Raw genomic sequence first — 16,924 nt, forward strand, 5'->3', positions numbered from 1 at the left:
AAAAAGTTCATACCCACTTTTAAGCAAAAGAGAAATGAGAAAGAAAATCATGTTGTCGATGCTGGCCGTTATGACGGCAATGACCGTACAGGCACAGATCGGCTATAAGGGACAGGTGACTGCGGCCATCGATGGCGGTATCACGCACCTCGGAGGATTCGTCGGTGCTGCACGGATCGGGGCCTATCTTTCCCCGCATTCGGTATTAGGGGGCGGTGTGATGTTTGACAAGACCCGCTATGATGCCACGCTGGGAGATTCGTTCGATGCAGCGCAGTGGCTCGGTGAGATTCATTATCAATATGCTGTAGCGCTGAACAGGTTTGTGCTGCTACCGTCCGGAGGGCTTCTTCTTGGGGGTGAGAGTTGCGATAGGCTGTCACGTCAGGGTAATCTGCTGCCCTATCAGAACCAGTTCGTGTACGGCCTTTTCGCTGAATTCGGTGTGGAGTATGTGTTCGGCAGGCATTGGGCGGTAGCCGTCAACCCTCGTTTGCAATACCTGATGAAAACCAATTTCGATAGTTTGAAGTTATCCGGGAGCGTTGGACTGAAATATTATTTCTAATTGGAAAGTCGCCCGAAAATGCTCTATTCGGCTTTCTGAGTATGTTTTTCAGGTCTTTGTTGGAAAAAGAGGATAACAAATTTGTTCCCTGTGTAAGAATGATTATCTTTGCCGAAAAGATAAACTGAGTATGACGTTGAATGAAGCATTTTCGAGATTAATTACGCAGCAAGCCTGGTACAAGAATAGCGGCTATTTGAAAGAACAGGCAATCCGTGATAAACGTAATTTTTTGGCAGGCAAAATCATTCCAGAAGTACGTATAAGGGAGTATTTAAGGGCTGCCGGCTGGGAGCAGACTCAAGAAGAACAATGGGCTGAAAAAGATGGAAAATAAGGATATAGCATACCAGCTCATCGACAACGATGCGGTCAGAATGAATAACGGGGACAACATGGTCGATGTGTCTACGGCCTATCAGGCCATAGACCGTGCCCGGTCTGATGAACGGCATCAGTTGTTGGCCGGCTGGGAGCCGACAACGAAGCCAATTCCGACGACCGACCTTGTGGATGTCCTTTTTTCAGATGGTACGATCCGCGAGATTGTAGGCGATCATGTAAGTAATTGGGTGTATCCATATATTAAGGTCGGATATGCTGTGGCTTGGCGGCTGCGAGACGGTGATGTGAATGGTAATGAAATTGAAAAATAGAAGGCTTCTTCCCTTCACTATTCAACACAATAGCCCAGATGGCAGAATACGATGATAGATTGAGCCTTGCGGCATATCTGAAAGCACTGATGCGGAGCTTGGTCCCACGTCATGAGGAAAAAGAAGCGATCTGTTCAATGCTGCTGGATGAGTTGGTATTGGAGGTTGTGCCCGGTAATAAATATACAATGGCAAAAGGAAAATATACGCGCAAAGAGGCTGGAATTAAGGCTTATTTGGAGGTTACCGGAGAGGAATTACCATTGCGTGTTACAGTTGCAGAAATACGTGAGTATTCGAAGGCGCTGCCGGAGGAGCAGCGCAAGCGCTGCCACGAATTGTATCTTCACTACATGAGTATCGGCCGGCCCGAGTATCTTGAACATTATTCTAATCGCTAACCAAACAGAAGATGGACATTCAAATCATACAGAATAAAATTTACGAGATTCGTGGCCAGCGAGTCATGTTAGACCGAGATTTGGCTGAATTATACGGGGTGACAACCGGTAACCTGAATAAAGCCGTGAAACGAAATATTGAGCGCTTCCCAGAACGTTTCATGTTCCAGCTCACCGAACATGAATTCTTGAGATTCCAAAATGGAATATCAAGTTGGGGCGGAACCCGGAAATTACCTTATGTCTTTACCGAACAAGGCGTGTCGATGTTATCGGCGGTTCTTCGCAGTCCGACAGCCATACAGGTAAGCATTTCGATTATGGATGCTTTTGTTGCCATGCGTAATTACATTGTGCAATCTACCCAAGTTTCGGCCGAGTTGCTGGAGTTGCGTAGCCGGTTGCAGCTGGTGGAGCATGACTGCCGGGAGAATCTGGAGGCTGTGAATGATCTGAGCGAAGACATGCGAAAAGACATCGATGCGATTTATGAGGCCATTGGGGCATTGTCCGTGAAGTTGCCGAAGATTCAGAACCCGGCACAGAAAATAGGATTCAAAAAGTAAATTATGGATATTCAGATCATACAGAATAAGATCTACGAGATCCGCGGCCAGCGTGTGATGTTGGACTTCGATTTGGCGAATATGTACCAGATCCCAACAAAAGCTCTCAAGCAGGCTGTGAAACGTAATATCGAACGTTTCCCAGAGGATTTCATGTTTCAATTAACAGAGAAAGAGTGGCGTGAACTGGTCACAAATTGTGACCGGTTGCCATCGACGATAAAACACAGTTCAGTTTTGCCATCAGCATTTACTCAAGAAGGTGTTGCCTCATTGTCTGGTGTCCTGAAGAGTCCTATAGCGGTGAATGTATATTTGTCGATTATGAGAGCTTTTGTGGCCATGCGGAACTATATTATGCAATCCTCGGTGGTCTTGGCCGAGCTTGCCGAATTCCGCAGCCGGCTCCTACTCGTTGAACGTGACTGCCGGGAGAACTTGGAGGCCATGAACGACTTGAGCGAAGATGTGCGGAGAGATTTCGATACAGTATTCGAGGCAATCGGGGCCTTGTCTGTGAAACTACCGGAAGCCAAGAAGTCACGTCAGCCGATTGGCTTTAAAATCAGAGAAAAGGAATAAATTAACTAAAATAACAACTGCGTCAAACTTTAATTCCTAATACTATGAAAAAGTATCTCAAACTTATAGCGATTGGACTGCTGGTCGGTAGTATGATTGCTTGTAGTAAAAATGAACCGGAGGAACCCTATAATCCGGAGTATGAAACGGTCCTGTCAGCTAATCTTGGGAAAGTGTGGCAATCTGAACCTGAGTTTCCTCAGTATCCCGGCTATTTTTACTTGAATGTGGCTTTCCCGAATAAGTTTTATAATACTTTCGATGCGATTAACGGGACATTATGTGTCCATAATTACGGAGAAAAAGAGTTGCTGATAGGTAAGGGGTACGGGAAAGATGCAACAAGTAAAAATATTTATTCTTCTGCTATGCAGCCTGGTGATGGTATTGACCCTACTGCGGATTGTCGTTACTTCGATGATCTGAGTTTCACTTGTCAGGAGGGCACTTTCGATATTCGCATGGAGTTCATCACACAGCATAGTGGGTATTCGGGTGTATATTACTTATGCACCCCTAAACTCCGGCTTACGATCGGTAAAGACGCACAGGACCTTTGGACGGTAGCGATGCAGATTTTGGAAGAATAAGTTTTTCATTGTGTAAAATAAGCTTAGGGCGTCGGAGCCATGCAAACCAACCTTGCCGTGGATAGATCCACGTCGATATCAACCGCCGTTATCAAGAACTGATACAGTCGGACGGTTATGCTATTTTCGTAATGCTGAAAATGCCCCAATGGCCAAAGGTGCTCCAGTACTTCTGCCCCCCCTCCGGACGGAGGATACTCGATCTTCGGCTCGATCTCAGACGCTTGCGCAGCATGCAGGCGATCATTCGGAACTCCTGCGAACGGCATCTGTTCTATCTCGAACACGACAAAACGAAGAAGCAAATGGATCTGAGCCATCTGGATGCACAGCCGTCGGAACCTCGACGGAGGCCCCGGCTTTTACTCCGATTCCGGCTCCGGCAGAAGCGCTTGCGGTACCCGAACATACGGAAAAAGCCGGACCGACGCATCGGATAACCGTCGAGGTCGATCCGATGATCGCTCTTACGGCCATCGGTCTTGCGAAAGGCTATTTTCTGAGTATCGTCGAACATATCGAATCGCAGAGCGGGCTGCGCATGGATGAAATGCGCAAACAGCAGATGCTCGACACGCTGAACGAAATATACGAGCGCTGTATCGAAAAGACCGACGTGCGGGAGGTTGCCTACCTCTATCTGCGGTCGGAGCTTTCGGGAAAATTCAGCTGACCAAGACTCGGCATAAGGAGAATGGCGATAAGTTAAAAACAGAGTCAGGACCGCGCATAAAATTTGGGTGCTGCTCTGCGGCGGCGATCTTGTTGGGAAACAATGTCGCTGCTTTTTTGTGCTGATAAAGGGGTATTTGACATTACGGTTACGCAAAACAAATGTGTTTCGGATAACTTCCAAACCGTTATCGATGCCCCGAAATTGAAAATCACCCCTATCAGTAGTATGTGCTGACGGGGTGATTTTGTTAAGATTGGAGTTGTTGGATAGGCTTTATTTTTTATACAGCTCCATTCGTAAGAAGTTTTTTAATCGTGAGATCTATCTGTGGATCATCGAGTAGTAGAATGTCAAGGCTTGTGCCTCTAAAGTCTATTCCGTCCGATATAGTTACTGTCCAATCATAGTCCTCATATTGTTCGTCTTCATAAACTACGTACTCTCTATGGAAAAAACCATGGCCCGTAAAACGATCTCCCCAGCCGCCCGGTATTGGGTAGACCCTGATCTTTTGTTCGTTGTTTTTGAACTTTAGAGTCAGAGTCGTTTCCAGAGGTGTTACCAACCCGTTAATTAATGGAAGTTCGAGAGGGTTGGGAGGATAGTGACCCCATGTATACCCATTAAGTCCAGTTATAAAGTCGAAAGCTATTGGAGCCGTAATCTCGAATCCGGAGCCGACATAATCCAATGGTGTACTTGTGCGGATTCGTAGGCAAAGGTTAATATCTTTATAGTAAGACCCTCGTCTAATCCCTTCATAAGTTATATAGCAGTCCGGATCGATAATCAGGTCAGCATTCCATGTGCAATCTGTTTTCGAGATGGTGTTGGTCACGGTCTTGGTTACGAGTATGCTGCCTGTATCATCGCTTACAGTGATTGTGTAAGGGAGAGTTCCGCTTTTCAGAGGGACGAAAACTATGGGAAGTTGAACTTTTCCTGCTGCTGTGGTTTGTCGATATACCATGCGGTGAGTTTCTTCTGACCCGCTCCAAGTCTTTTCAGTCGAGTCAAAAGTTGCGTTGCGAAGGAAAATGCCATCGCCTTCCTTGCATTCGAGAGCAATATTGAGTACCGGGTGCGATTCGGTATCCTGCACGGTAATAGTGTTCCTGTTGAGCATATAGGTTTGGTTTTGATTCGTTTCCGAGGTTGTAATTGCAGCGGTTTCAAATCGGATAGTATAGGAACCTGTTTTATTCACGGGAAAGATACCGGTAATGGAAGTTTTTGTTGAAGCTGTCACTTGTCCGACAGCAGTCCCCGTTTCATCATCATAGACACCTGCAAAGTTTTTGATGACTGCTTCTGTGCTATTAATAACATATCTTACTGACCTGTTTGAAGCTGCTGTTTCGATGCAGATATTTTTTTCTGGGTCTGACGCGTCGATCCAACCGGCTTGGGGATTAGTTGCTGAAAGTGTAAAGGATGCTTTGGGGGAGGAGCATCGTACTGTCGCCTTGTACCCGAAGCGTGTTGTTGCATCTACGGAGGCAAGTGTTTGATACTGATTTTCGGCCACCATATATTTTGCATCCATGTGCTGTTGAATCGTTGATGCTGTACTCAGGTATGCTGTCGGGATATAGGCTCTATATTTCATGGTTGCAGTAGTGCCGGAGATATTGCCGGTGGGGATCATCAAAGCGTCGGATGATCTAATATTTTCCCAAGTTCCATTTTTGAAAGCTTGAAGTTGTCCGCCTTTGCTCTCCAGTAGCGTTCCGACATTCAGCGTGGGGAAGCAGGCTTCGGCCAATTCGGTGGCATCGGTTGCCGTATAGCTGACAGTCCCCAGATCATAATAGCCATTTCCGCCACCCGCTGGAATGATCTGCTGGCTTATCGGATAATACGTAGCCTCTGTAGATGTCACACGGGCATCCATTTCCGAATAGATCGTAATATTGTAGAGCGTGCGTGTATTGCGCTTGAGGGTAAATGACGACGGCGAGCCGTTGCCGAGATAGAGCCGTAGCGTAAAAAGACGACCGTCGGTATGGCTGCAATTCAGCTCCATGTATGTTGCGGCAGCCGGTGCATTATCCTTTGTGCGATCTTTCTCGGTAGTAATGAACGGTACATCGGGTTGGCAATTTTCGAAGATGTAGGTTTGATCGGATGCTGTTGTGCCATTTAAGGAGTAATATGCTGTCGTACCCGTACATAGCGCCGCATTGGTGTATTCCCCTGACGCCGGAGTTGCAAGAGTCGTTGTCGAAGGAACATTGTGCAGGCGATACGACAGCAGCCTACAATCGGGGAAGGAACTTGCAATAGAAAAATTGAAGGCGACATAAGCGTATGTTCTTTTCAGCGGCAGATTTATATTTGTTCCAGCGGTTGTGCTTAGTTCGCCCATGTATGTCATAACGGCATTATTATAGGTGTCGATATCGAGCTGAGCAAGTGTCGTTGTGTGCAACGTAGATACATCTGCATTTCCGAGATCTTTTCCTGCATTTCCGATTGCCACGATGTGATAATTCCCGGCGATAATCTGCATGGTGGCCACAGAAACGGATGTGTAGTACTTATGGTATGAAAAGAGGTTGTTCCAGATAAAAACATTGAGGTCTTTAATGGTGGTGCTTTCTGCTACCGAATCATCGACGCTTCCCGTAGCTCTTGTAGTTAAAATCGGGTCCGGAGTGGTATTGAATCGGAGGTATACACTTTCTTGGATTTCCAAAGATAAATTGGTGTCCTGCTCACAAGACGTTAGAAATGCTCCAAAAGCAATTAAAACCGATAATTTGAGATATTTCTTAATGGAGATCATTACGTTTTATTTTTATGAGATTTAATAAAAAACAGAGTATCTCTTGTCACGAAATTTATTCAACCCTTTTTCAACTAAATCAAGAAAGAGATACCCTGTTGTGGTAAAATGGCAGTTATTAGTCGTCTACATAACTTTTATAGACGGGTTTATTAATAGATGGTTTGATTATTCATGGCGGTGTTTCGATTCTATTTCATCATTGTAATATCCGGCGGTAAATAGTATTTCGTGTTGGCCGACTCTATGTATCTGTCGTTATAGTGGAATTTGAAACCCGGATTGTCGCCGGGGCGTATCGAGACGGAGAATTTTTCGTCGCAGCGCCAGAGGTAGGTCGAGTTCCTCGCTCCTTTGGTGATCGTCGGCATTGCTGTCGATCTCTGTCCGACGGGCGGGATCTTCGACCTATCGAGTCGGTATTCCTCATAATAGAACTTCACCGGCTCGGAAGCCTTGTAATCGGTCGAATACTGCGTGCGGTAATCGTAGGCTACCTTCGGTACGGGACGTCCGCCTTCCATGACGAGATACTGAAATTCTATCCGGGCGATTCCCTGCCGGGTTATGTTCACTGTCCGGGGCTTGAGTCTGACTTCAAGCCGCGTGATGCAGTCGCGCGAGAGCTGGAGTGCATAAGTCGCCTCGTTGGATAGGAGCTGCCCGGTGCTGTCATACCAGCCGGCCGGTTCGAAGTTGAACAACTCCTCGTTCACCAGTGCGAGCGTTACCTTTTCACCTTCAGTATTGTGCTCTCCGGCTCCCTCGATGGTGAAACAACCCTCGACGCTGCTGGTCACGACTATGTTCTTCACGACGTCCATGTATGCGCGTGCTTTTGCCGATGTCTTGCCTGCTGTGACCTCGAATTCGAGGATCTGCTCGCCGATCTCTTCGGGTGCATACTCGAATGTCGCATCCGCATCGACGGGGTAGGCCTGCCCGTTCACGGCATAGCCGTTCCGGAAGATTTTGCCTTTGCCCTGACTGAGGGTCGGTGTTACGACGAATTTCCCGTCTGCGCCCGGCACACCTTGAATGTGGAGCAGCACCGGAATCCGGGCATCGGCCGCGGGGTTTACGATCTTCGCTTCGCAGACAGCTTCGGCCGTGATTTCTGATGGCGCTGTTACCGTCACCTTCAGGTCTTGCTGTTCGCTGACTTCGCCATCAGGGGACTTGGCCTGAAAACTTACGAGCAGATCTCCCGCTTGGGCCGGGGTAATTACAAGGCGTGCATGCTTGGCCGCGAGCTGCACCCATTGGCCGGACGTGTCCATGTCGCTTCCGTCGAGCATGATTGCGGCCTGCCCCTGGCGGATAAACGCCGAGAGGGAGAAGTTCCCGCCCACACCTTCCTGAGCAACGGTCAGCGTGAGGCTTACGGCCTGTCCCAGTTCACAGACCGTTGCGACGGTAGACAGGGATAATTGCGGCTTCGGCTCGACGATCCGGTATTTCGACGGGGAGCATCCGGCCGATACGAACAGCGCCAATGCGTAAAATAAGGTCGTTCTCATGGTGTCGTCAGTTTGTTACGATGATCTCAAGAGTCTTGAATTGGGTGGTATATCCGTCCGTTGCCGAGAACTGGAGACGGTGCATGCCCCGCTCGGCGGCAGTGTAGTAGAGCGGCTGTTCGCTATTGGCCGGCACGGAGAACGCTTCGGCCGGGGTGACGGCCACGGCTCCGTACTGGAGCGTGCCGCTGCCTGCCAGTTGCGTGTAGGTTACGGGGATCGCCCCTGTCCATCCGGATTTTGTGAGGAGCATCGTCAGCTCGATCCGCTCGGTGACGGATGCCGTTTCGGGGTATTCGACTTCCAGTGCGAGTGCGGGACTCTTCTGAACGTTGAAGTTTATGAAGCTGCGGCCGGACTGCTCGCCCTCTTTGGTTTTGACCTCGAAGGATATGCGCAGCGGCCCGGCCAGCGTCGGCGTGAGCGTCAGGATCTCCGTAGTGTTGGACATCGACGCCCATGTGCCGTCGGTCGGGAGGTCGCTGCCCTGCATCGAGAGCTCGCAGGCCCCTTCGCTGAGTACGGCCGAGAGCTGAAATTCCCCGTCGTACCCCTGCTGCGAGACCTTGAGCTGGAGATACGCCGGCTGGTTGATGATGTAGACGTCCTGCAAGGCCGTCACTTCGAGCGTCGGCCGAGGCTCGGTGATCCGATATTCGGATTTTCCGCAACCGAAGGCTGCCATGGCCCAGAGGTATAGGAGTGTCGTTCTGAAAAGTTTCATAGGGTAGTCGTTTGAATTATCACAGCTCTTCCGTCTGCAAGTCTCGGACGGGATATGTCCGGTTGTCGGGTTCGTAGAGGAAAAAATATATTCGTTCGAATTGTGTGAGACTGATTGCCCAAAGGTGTGATCCGTCCGCGGCAGTGGAGGATATGTAATGCTCGTTGGCTTTTAGTTTTCGGCCACCTATCAAGCTCAGACATCGTTGTACTTCGTCCAGATTTTGACGTATCAAATACATTTGTCCCGCAGCTGGCTGGTACCATTTGCCCGGATTATCTTTATCGTAGTTGTAACATTTTTCGGTGAACTCGATTTTCCGCATAACGTCTTTGGCATTGAGTAATGCCTCTGTGTTTTTTCGGCCGTTATAATCAAATTTGGCTTCTCTCCAGTCCTGAATGACCATGAGATCAGGCACGTTCGTGAATTTATCCCCGCCCCAATCTCCGATAACGGGATCCGGGGCCATCAGAAACCTGCATTCCTCCGTGATGATTGCGACACCTTCAGCTTGTTCTTTCCATTCTTGGTGCCATGCCGAACTTGGGTAGTAGAGTGAATTGCAGTAAATATATACGCCGGGCTCGGGATTCGTGAGGCTTCCGTTAATCCCCTTGACTTCGACTTCGATGTCCACTTCGGAAACACTGATGTCGTCCTTTACTATGCAGTGGATTTTGTGTAAGCCGGTTTCATGGGGCTGGTATGAGAGCATATTATGGGAGTCTGCAGGGCAGTAGAACCGATTTCCGGCACTGCCGTCTTCGAGTATGAAAAATCCGTTGCCTTCAGTTGACAGTTGTACGAAAAAGTCACCGGCATAATTCTCTTTGGTTGCTGTTAAAATAAATTTGCACTGCTGTTCCAAATTGATTGTCGGGGTGATACATTCGACATTCGTTATGATTTCCGCAGTATTGACACTCACTGCATAAATTCTTTTTTCGACCTTTGTCCCGTCGGCCGAGATTGCATAGATACCGAAGTTGAACGGCTGTTTGGCCGTCGCCCCGGCTTGGGGCGTAATTTTCAGGTGGAGCACCTTCGAGGAGAACTCCTCGTTGACGATCTCGTAGGGAATCTGCTGTTCGGCTTGCCATTGCAGTTCATGGCCGTCTACTGTTGCCACGGCCTTACCTCCGTTGCAGGAGGTGTTCAACAGGAAATAGTCTGCTGCCGGATTCTTTTCGGTGATTGTCAGTGTTGCCTCGATTACTTCGCCTAACTCGTATTCTCGGCTCTGGTAATCGAGTGCCATGCTGATCGTAGATTCCGGGCTGAGAGTCTCCGGTTCTGTGGAGTCTTTGCTGCATGCGATGGTAATAACAAGCAGTAAGGATAGAATAATTCGTATTTTCATGGCACAATGTATTTGGTGAAAGTGCCGCCGGTGGGACTCAAACCCACAACCTCAGCTCCCGATGGGAGGTGTGCTCTTTCAATTGAGCTACGGTGGCCAGAATCATCCCCGACAATGCGGGGATGATGAAATAGATTACTTTCCTACATTCACGTTCTGCGTTGAAAGTGCTTCCCAATTGGCTATGGCGATTGACAGCGTCATGTCTTTACCGGTAAGTCCGTCGAGGTTTACATTGAGTTTATATGAACCGTTGCGAAGCATCTTTCCGTCGGTGGTGCCTGTTAGTTCGGTTTCATAGGATAACGGTACTTGGTCGGCCGTGGTCGAGAGATTTCCATCAGCATCATAGATAGCATCGAGGACTACTTTTATTCGCGATCCCGTAGCGGCTGCGGCCTTCTCGTTGATGTAGAAAAGGTTGTTGTACTTGTATGCGTTCGTTTTCGACGCTCCGGTCTTGTCGCAGTAGGCGTCCTGTGCCGAGGTGAAGGAAGAACTTACGGTTGCATATTTGCTCGCCGTCTGGTCAATCAGATAAGATTTCTCGGCTCCTTTGCTCAATGTAATTTTCTTGATCTCGATACAACCGTTGCCATATTTGCTCCGGAACGCATCCGTCATGGTGGTCTGAATCTCGACCTTCGCCACGACGCGCTTCACGGTCATGGTTACGGACGTTGTCCCTGCTGCGATTTTGGCGGTTGTAGCTCCGGTCATTACGAATCCTCCGGAGCGCATGGCCTTTGTCGTGACGTTTGCGTAGGTGCCGTTGTAGGAGGCGATGTCGCTCTCCAACTCTTCGAGCAGCTTGGCCTTGGTGGTGATGTTATCCGCTATGTTACGGTTAATAACGACATAGAAATCACACGAGGCATCGGCGCTCACGCCCGGAAGTACGAACTTGATCGGCGTCGTGGTCGAGCCGTTCATTTCGGCGGCGGTCAGTACGCGGCGCAGGATTTGCGTGCCCGAGGTGTTGTAGACGATAAGTACGGCGGAGGAGATCGACTTCTCCCAACTTTCGGTAGTGCCGGAGCCAAAGGCGCGGGTTCCGTCAGCTACACTTTCATTTTTCAGGATAAGTTCGATTTCGCCTTCCTTTCCACCGTTGGTCGGTGTAGGATTAACTTCGTCTTTCGTGCAGGCTGCAAGCAGCATCGGCATTACCGCGATTGCGGTCAGTTTCATAAAAAATTTTTTCATAGAGGATGATTAAAAAATTAAGTGAGAAAATAAGTTATTTTCGAGCCTATGCTCCGAAATGTTCTTCTTGAATGACTGTTCCTTCCCAGTCGGAGATAATCACCGTCACATTGGCTCCGTTCAGGAGAATGCGGATGTCTATCTCGACGTCGTGTCCCGGATTAGGGGCGATCTCTATGTAGCGTTGTATCGTGGCCACAAAGAGTTCATGCCCGTAAATCGAGGTGGGATCGTCGGTGTAGATGCCGATTGAGATTGGCGAGTCCGAAGGAAAGTAGGGCGTGTAAAACGATCCCGACATGGTGCCGGCCGCCGGGTCGCGGGCCAGTTGGGGACGATACATTCTGAAGCCGCCGCAGGGCTTGTTGTCAAAACTCAGAGCGGCGTAGTTGTTCAGCCCGAAATAGAAATCTTCGGGGTTGTTGATGTTCTGCATCCCTTCGACACGGACGTTGACCTTGTATACGGACTTGAACAGGTCGATGTCGAAGCGCAGCGAGTCGCCCTTTTGGATCGGCGTCTGGATGCGGTTGAAGAAAAGCGGGTCGGCACCCGTATCCGGGAAGGTGATGGCGGCATCGCCGAGGTTGTCTGCCGATACCGTGGAGCCATGCCCTACGTTCGCAAGCGTCACAATCCCATATTCTCCATTGGAAATGTAGGTCTGCATGGCTCCGGTATCGGTCAGGAATTCGTCCCGCGTAAGCGTCGTGTCGCGGTACTGCCTGCCGGTCTTCAGGTCGAAGAAGAACAGGCGCAGGGTCTGCACCTCGTCCATGGTGTCGTGCTCCCCGTCGTTGTAGTTGTAGCGCAGGTATACGATGGCCTTGCGCTTCACATCGACGTCGATGTCGTCGTGGATCTCGCAGCCGGGGAGAAGGCTTGCGAGCAAAAGTCCTGTGAACAGTATTTGGATAGGTTTCATGCTGCTATTTCTTGAATCCGATTTTTTGTGGTTCCTGCCGAATTTGCGGTAGCTTGACGGACAGTGCCCCTATGGCCTCGTAAATTGCGTCGATGTCCTTGCCGATGTCTTCGCTCATGTCGTTCATGGCTTTCAGGTTCTCCCGAACTTCATGTTCGATAAGCTGAAGACGGCTGCGCATTTCCGCAAGCTCGGCCGAATGCTGCGATGCCTGCGTGAGATAGTTGCGCATGGCGACGAATGCCCGCATGATGGCGATATTGACTTGTATCGCAGACCCGCTGCGCAACACACTCGATAACATGGCAACGCCCATTTCGGTAAAAGCGAACGGCATATACCGAATGCCGCCCTTGTTTGAGGTCACAATTTGTGACCTCAAACTGTCTTTCAAAGAGTTATACTCTTCGTTCGAAATCTCGAACATAAAATCTTCCGGAAACCGCTCGATATTTCGGCGGACAGCCTGTTTTAAAACTTTCGTCTCTACCTGATAGAGTGCAGCCAGGTCGAAGTCGAGCATCACCTGCTGTCCACGGATCTCGTAGATCTTATTTTGTATGGTTTGTAGTTCCATCTTACCAGGATGCTTTTACGTTATTCTGTTTGTATAAAATTTGGATCTCTGGATCGAGGTTACCGCGGAACTTCAGCACCGGATCTGCCTGAATCGCCTTGAGGTAATACTCCAGTCCTTCGCGCGGCCGGTTCATGCGCGAGAGTGCTATTGCAGATAGGTAATCGGTTCTTGGGTTCTTCTCGGCCGGCGGCAGCTGCTCCAGAATCTCGAAAGCCGCCTCGTCGTAACTCAGCGAGAGCAGCACGATCGCAAGGTTCTGGCACTTGTAGTCGTTCAGGGTGCGCAGCGCCCCGACATAATCCCGGTCGCGGAGCTGCTGTACGCCGCGCATGTAGGTCGTATCGAGTACGGTCAGCACGACGGTATCCTTGACCATATCGACGCGGCGGAGGTTATAGCGGAAGTCTACGGCCCGCAACTGGGGATAGAGGATCTCCTTCATGAAGGCGTAGTCCTTGGGAAACTGCTGGCGGATTTGCGGCTCCGTTACGTCGAGGTTACTGCTTTGATCGATCATGGCCATGATTTGTTCCCAGTTAGGCATATCGCTGTTGTGACGGATCAGGCGCTTGAGCAGCGTCCAGTCCTCACCGATCGAGCGGGTGCGAATGAGCGTATCGACTTCCCGGCCGAACTTGCGCACCAGGCGCTCCTTGATTGCCCGGGCACGCTCGCCGGCAATACGGTTGTTGGTCGCCATCGAGCCGTCGGGAGAGGATGAAGCGGTAATGGTGATAGAATCGACGAAAAACTCGTATTGGTTGATAAGCGTGTCCATCAGGCGCTCGATTTTGGCAAGCTGCACATGGTTCTGGCCCATCGTGTCGATTACATTGGCACGGCCGACCGGGAAGGTGATGTAGTTGCGGTCGCGTACCTCGACGTACTTGTCGATGATCTTGAGCATGTACCGCGGCTCGTTGTCAAGGAGCGACAACATGGATGTCACGGTGTAGGTAAGCGTGTCGCTGTTCGAGAGGTCGTAGCGGCTGCGGTCGATGGCGTCGACGCGGCCGCGGAAAAAGAGGTGCAGGCGCTTGGTATCCTTCGTCGGCCGGTAGGTCTGGGTGTAGTAATACCGAATCTCCCCTTTGCGGATCAGCACGGAGTCGAGCCGCGGATCGGATAAATAGGGGAACGAGATCGTTTGTTTGTAGGTGGACTCCAGTTTGTCGGCCCGGCGCTTCTGGCCGCCGGCGATGTAGCGGTTGTAGGCTTCGTAGTACTTCGCGGCCAGGCCGGTGGTGGACGTAAGCTCCGTCGAGTCGCCGAGCATGCGGTTCAGGTACTTGTTCATCTGCCAGTACTGGCGCTTCTGGATGTCGGAAAAAAGCTCACCCCGGATAGAGAGCGGTTGCAGCGCCTCTTCCATCCCATTGTTCTCTATGATCGGGGTGAGCGACAACCCCCACGTGCTGCTCTGGAGAGCAGCGGGTATGCCTACGATGAAGTCAATCGCAATCTCGCCGTTGCGTTCGGCTACGGTTTTCGACTTGGCAACGATGTAGACCGTCTGAATGTTCTCGCCTTTGATGGTGACTTCTCCCGTGGAGTCGCGTTCGACCTCGGCCAGATAGGCGCTGTCACGGCCGCCGTTCATCGAGATTTTTCGCATTTGCGTGACAGCCCGTTCGACGTCTTCTACTTCGGGTGTCTCCACGGGGCCATTGCTGGGCAGATGGATGTCGGCCGTCGGGGTGCTGCGCTGCAAGGAGTGCGTCATGGCGCAAGAGAGCATCAGGACAGTCAGAGCTATGGAAACGAGTGTTTTATATGGGTTCATTTCTTAGTTGATTTGATGTCCGATAATCCTTCGGCGATATATTCGTTTGCCTTTGCCAGATGCGAGTTCTCCCGCGGACATTGAAGTTCCTGCTTCTCCGGTGCCGTGGCATGCCACTCCTCATAGCAGTCGGGACAATACATGAGATTGACGGCTCCTACGTAGAACCCGTTTGAACTGATTTTCCGGCCACAGCGGTCGCAGGTCTTGGCACGTGGCCATACCTTGATTTCGTCGGCAGACAATGGCAGTACTTTGTATCCTTTGGAATTTTCAAAAGTTGTTGTCATGGGATCTGTGAATTAGAACAAGTAGGAAAATGACAGGTTGCATTTGATCGGGACGAGCAGGAACCGGCGGTGACGATAGGTATACTCGTCGTCGAACTCCCCGATGTGCTTCGGCCGCAGCTTCTCGGTGTAGGGGGTATAGACGATACCGGCCCCGATCTCGACGATGAAGTTCCAGCGGGTACTCAGGAGTTTCGAGTAACCCCAAGAGCATCCGATGCCGTAGGCATTGCCTTTGAAGGTGCGTTTGTCGTAACCTATGGTGTAGTTGGCATAAAACAGCGAGGGGGAGACGAACTGTCCGATGTATCGCTCGACGAACCAGTGCCGCCATCCCGGTTGCAGGACGACATGGCTCCACTGGGTGTCTCCGAACTTGAACGGATTGGCCGAGACCGGAATGTTGATCGTATTGTGCAAGTTCACGTTCAGATCGACGGCTGCGTTTATATTCCCGGCAGCCCATCCGACGATATTGGTCGAGACGGACGAGAACTGGGCCTGCGCAACCGCTGAAATAAGAATTGCGGCAATAGATAAGAAGATATGTTTCATTTGCAAACGTTATTAAAATGCTAATTTGTTAAATTGGGACCGGATCTTTTGATATACTTCTTCCCTTCACCAATCAACATTTTCTGCCATCGGAGGTATAAATAGCAATACGGGAGCGGATTTTGCTCAATGCCGTTCTTGGAAACTCCGTAGTGCAGGTGTGGCCCTGTGCTGCGCCCTGTGCTGCCGACACGTCCGATTGCCTGGCCGATATGAACACTGTCACGTTCCGCAACGTCGATCGAACTCAAATGGCCGTAAAGGGTCATGAAGCCGTAATCATGGCGCAGTCGGATGAACTTTCCGATCGTTGCAGTCCGGCCGACCTTCGCCACCATTCCTCCCGCTGTCGCATAAACCCATTCGCCCGGGTTGCCAGGCAGATCTATGCCTGCGTGGTGTTTGTATTCATTCAGGAGCGGATGGAGACGGGTTCCGTAAGCGGAGCTGATCCGGAGGTGTCGAAAATCTTCGGCCCGAAGTGGCGAGATGCAGGGTACATGGTCAATTATCGGATTCGGCCGCTTGAGCAGCAGAATCGTTTGTTCGACTTGGCGGTAGTTTTCTGCCATATTCAATAATCGCTCGATACCGGTTTGCGGTGCGAAACTGCAAACCGTCGCGGCGCATAATATAAGAAATGTCATGCTCTCGTAATTTTACTGCCGTAGTAGGTATTACATGTGTTTTTAGCAGGGATGCCGTTCTTTCGCAACGGATGATACCTGTATTGGATGGAACCGTCGAAGGGGTCGATAAAACAGCCGCAGATCACGCCGATACGTTTGTGCCAGTCGTAATCAATTTCTACAAGTGCCCCATCTGCAAATTCTCGGTCTTCGAGGTGTTCTTCGTCCAATGCAGCGATTGCCAGATCGAGCGTCTGACGACGCTCTTTATATTCTTTATTCGTCATAATTTATATCCTTCGTTTTCGGCCAAACATTTTAATCCGTCGTAAACAGCTTCCCAGACATACGATTTATGATGTTTGAATAGGTGCTGTTTGATAATGGAGTCCATTTCTGCGGTGAACTCAATAGTGGATCTTCGAACAGTCGTTCTGATCTTTTTACGCCCCTTTTTTACACCGCGACGTCTGGAGCCTTGTCCCATGTCGGTAATCAGGTTATCAAGTTCACTGGTCATAA

21 protein-coding genes and 1 pseudogene are annotated in these 16,924 nt (G+C 50.0%); 8 read left to right on the plus strand and 14 right to left on the minus strand.

The genetic code is table 11. The features are described 5' to 3' along the window. Window positions 1-34 precede the first annotated feature (34 nt). From ALFI_RS01080 to ALFI_RS01120, 8 genes are all read left to right on the plus strand, one after another. Entirely contained in the window at window positions 35-568 is a 534-nt protein-coding gene (locus ALFI_RS01080; protein ID WP_042493074.1) for a hypothetical protein, read from the plus strand. Between the two features lie 130 nt (window positions 569-698). Beyond that, window positions 699-905: a hypothetical protein gene (locus ALFI_RS01085; protein ID WP_014774427.1), complete on the plus strand. Its 207-nt coding sequence runs from the start codon at window positions 699-701 to the stop codon at window positions 903-905. Beyond that, window positions 895-1,224, plus strand: coding sequence for a hypothetical protein (locus ALFI_RS01090; RefSeq protein WP_014774428.1), 330 nt, complete (start codon window positions 895-897; stop codon window positions 1,222-1,224). Before ALFI_RS01085 ends, ALFI_RS01090 begins: the two co-directional genes overlap by 11 nt. Before the next feature lie 38 nt (window positions 1,225-1,262). Then, window positions 1,263-1,625 (plus strand): hypothetical protein, encoded by a 363-nt coding sequence (locus ALFI_RS17305; RefSeq protein ID WP_244264991.1) that lies wholly within the window; start codon window positions 1,263-1,265, stop codon window positions 1,623-1,625. Between the two features lie 11 nt (window positions 1,626-1,636). Beyond that, on the plus strand, window positions 1,637-2,191 hold the full coding sequence (locus tag ALFI_RS01100; RefSeq protein ID WP_014774430.1) for an ORF6N domain-containing protein: 555 nt from the start codon (window positions 1,637-1,639) through the stop codon (window positions 2,189-2,191). A 3-nt stretch (window positions 2,192-2,194) separates the two neighbouring features. Then, complete coding sequence (locus tag ALFI_RS01105; RefSeq protein ID WP_014774431.1) at window positions 2,195-2,773, plus strand: ORF6N domain-containing protein; 579 nt, start codon at window positions 2,195-2,197, stop codon at window positions 2,771-2,773. 44 nt (window positions 2,774-2,817) lie between these two features. Continuing rightward, window positions 2,818-3,363 (plus strand): hypothetical protein, encoded by a 546-nt coding sequence (locus ALFI_RS01110; protein WP_014774432.1) that lies wholly within the window; start codon window positions 2,818-2,820, stop codon window positions 3,361-3,363. A 457-nt stretch (window positions 3,364-3,820) separates the two neighbouring features. After that, on the plus strand, window positions 3,821-4,036 hold the full coding sequence (locus tag ALFI_RS01120; protein ID WP_014774433.1) for a hypothetical protein: 216 nt from the start codon (window positions 3,821-3,823) through the stop codon (window positions 4,034-4,036). Between the two features lie 283 nt (window positions 4,037-4,319). Here the strand turns inward: ALFI_RS01120 and ALFI_RS01125 are convergent, their stop codons facing one another. The 14 genes and pseudogenes from ALFI_RS01125 to ALFI_RS01190 form a co-directional block, all read right to left on the minus strand. Then, window positions 4,320-6,827 carry a DUF4906 domain-containing protein gene (locus tag ALFI_RS01125; RefSeq protein ID WP_014774434.1) on the minus strand — a complete coding sequence of 836 codons (2,508 nt, stop codon included), beginning with the start codon at window positions 6,825-6,827 and terminating at the stop codon, window positions 4,320-4,322. A 191-nt stretch (window positions 6,828-7,018) separates the two neighbouring features. Continuing rightward, window positions 7,019-8,347, minus strand: a complete 1,329-nt coding sequence (locus ALFI_RS01130; protein WP_014774435.1) for a hypothetical protein — start codon at window positions 8,345-8,347, stop codon at window positions 7,019-7,021. Between the two features lie 7 nt (window positions 8,348-8,354). Next, window positions 8,355-9,071 carry a hypothetical protein gene (locus ALFI_RS01135; RefSeq protein WP_014774436.1) on the minus strand — a complete coding sequence of 239 codons (717 nt, stop codon included), beginning with the start codon at window positions 9,069-9,071 and terminating at the stop codon, window positions 8,355-8,357. A gap of 19 nt (window positions 9,072-9,090) precedes the next feature. Next, complete coding sequence (locus tag ALFI_RS01140) at window positions 9,091-10,434, minus strand: hypothetical protein (RefSeq protein ID WP_014774437.1); 1,344 nt, start codon at window positions 10,432-10,434, stop codon at window positions 9,091-9,093. Between the two features lie 22 nt (window positions 10,435-10,456). Further along, window positions 10,457-10,531, minus strand: a pseudogene (locus ALFI_RS01145). A gap of 38 nt (window positions 10,532-10,569) precedes the next feature. Next, entirely contained in the window at window positions 10,570-11,625 is a 1,056-nt protein-coding gene (locus ALFI_RS01150) for a DUF4906 domain-containing protein (protein ID WP_014774438.1), read from the minus strand. Window positions 11,626-11,686: 61 nt separating this feature from the next. After that, window positions 11,687-12,565 (minus strand): FimB/Mfa2 family fimbrial subunit, encoded by an 879-nt coding sequence (locus ALFI_RS01155; protein ID WP_014774439.1) that lies wholly within the window; start codon window positions 12,563-12,565, stop codon window positions 11,687-11,689. A 4-nt stretch (window positions 12,566-12,569) separates the two neighbouring features. Beyond that, complete coding sequence (locus ALFI_RS01160) at window positions 12,570-13,142, minus strand: ORF6N domain-containing protein (protein ID WP_009597046.1); 573 nt, start codon at window positions 13,140-13,142, stop codon at window positions 12,570-12,572. Window position 13,143: 1 nt separating this feature from the next. Next, complete coding sequence (locus ALFI_RS01165; protein ID WP_014774440.1) at window positions 13,144-14,928, minus strand: tetratricopeptide repeat protein; 1,785 nt, start codon at window positions 14,926-14,928, stop codon at window positions 13,144-13,146. Beyond that, window positions 14,925-15,218, minus strand: coding sequence for a zinc finger domain-containing protein (locus ALFI_RS01170; protein ID WP_014774441.1), 294 nt, complete (start codon window positions 15,216-15,218; stop codon window positions 14,925-14,927). Before ALFI_RS01170 ends, ALFI_RS01165 begins: the two co-directional genes overlap by 4 nt. Before the next feature lie 12 nt (window positions 15,219-15,230). Beyond that, window positions 15,231-15,773 carry a DUF3575 domain-containing protein gene (locus tag ALFI_RS01175; protein ID WP_014774442.1) on the minus strand — a complete coding sequence of 181 codons (543 nt, stop codon included), beginning with the start codon at window positions 15,771-15,773 and terminating at the stop codon, window positions 15,231-15,233. A gap of 20 nt (window positions 15,774-15,793) precedes the next feature. Continuing rightward, window positions 15,794-16,420 (minus strand): M23 family metallopeptidase, encoded by a 627-nt coding sequence (locus ALFI_RS01180; RefSeq protein ID WP_052312770.1) that lies wholly within the window; start codon window positions 16,418-16,420, stop codon window positions 15,794-15,796. Next, window positions 16,417-16,689, minus strand: coding sequence for a hypothetical protein (locus tag ALFI_RS01185; RefSeq protein ID WP_014774444.1), 273 nt, complete (start codon window positions 16,687-16,689; stop codon window positions 16,417-16,419). The genes ALFI_RS01180 and ALFI_RS01185 overlap by 4 nt, the downstream gene beginning before the upstream one ends. Continuing rightward, window positions 16,686-16,922, minus strand: coding sequence for a hypothetical protein (locus ALFI_RS01190; RefSeq protein WP_014774445.1), 237 nt, complete (start codon window positions 16,920-16,922; stop codon window positions 16,686-16,688). The genes ALFI_RS01185 and ALFI_RS01190 overlap by 4 nt, the downstream gene beginning before the upstream one ends. Window positions 16,923-16,924 lie beyond the last annotated feature (2 nt).

This window comes from Alistipes finegoldii DSM 17242, assembly GCF_000265365.1.
Lineage (GTDB): Bacteria > Bacteroidota > Bacteroidia > Bacteroidales > Rikenellaceae > Alistipes > Alistipes finegoldii.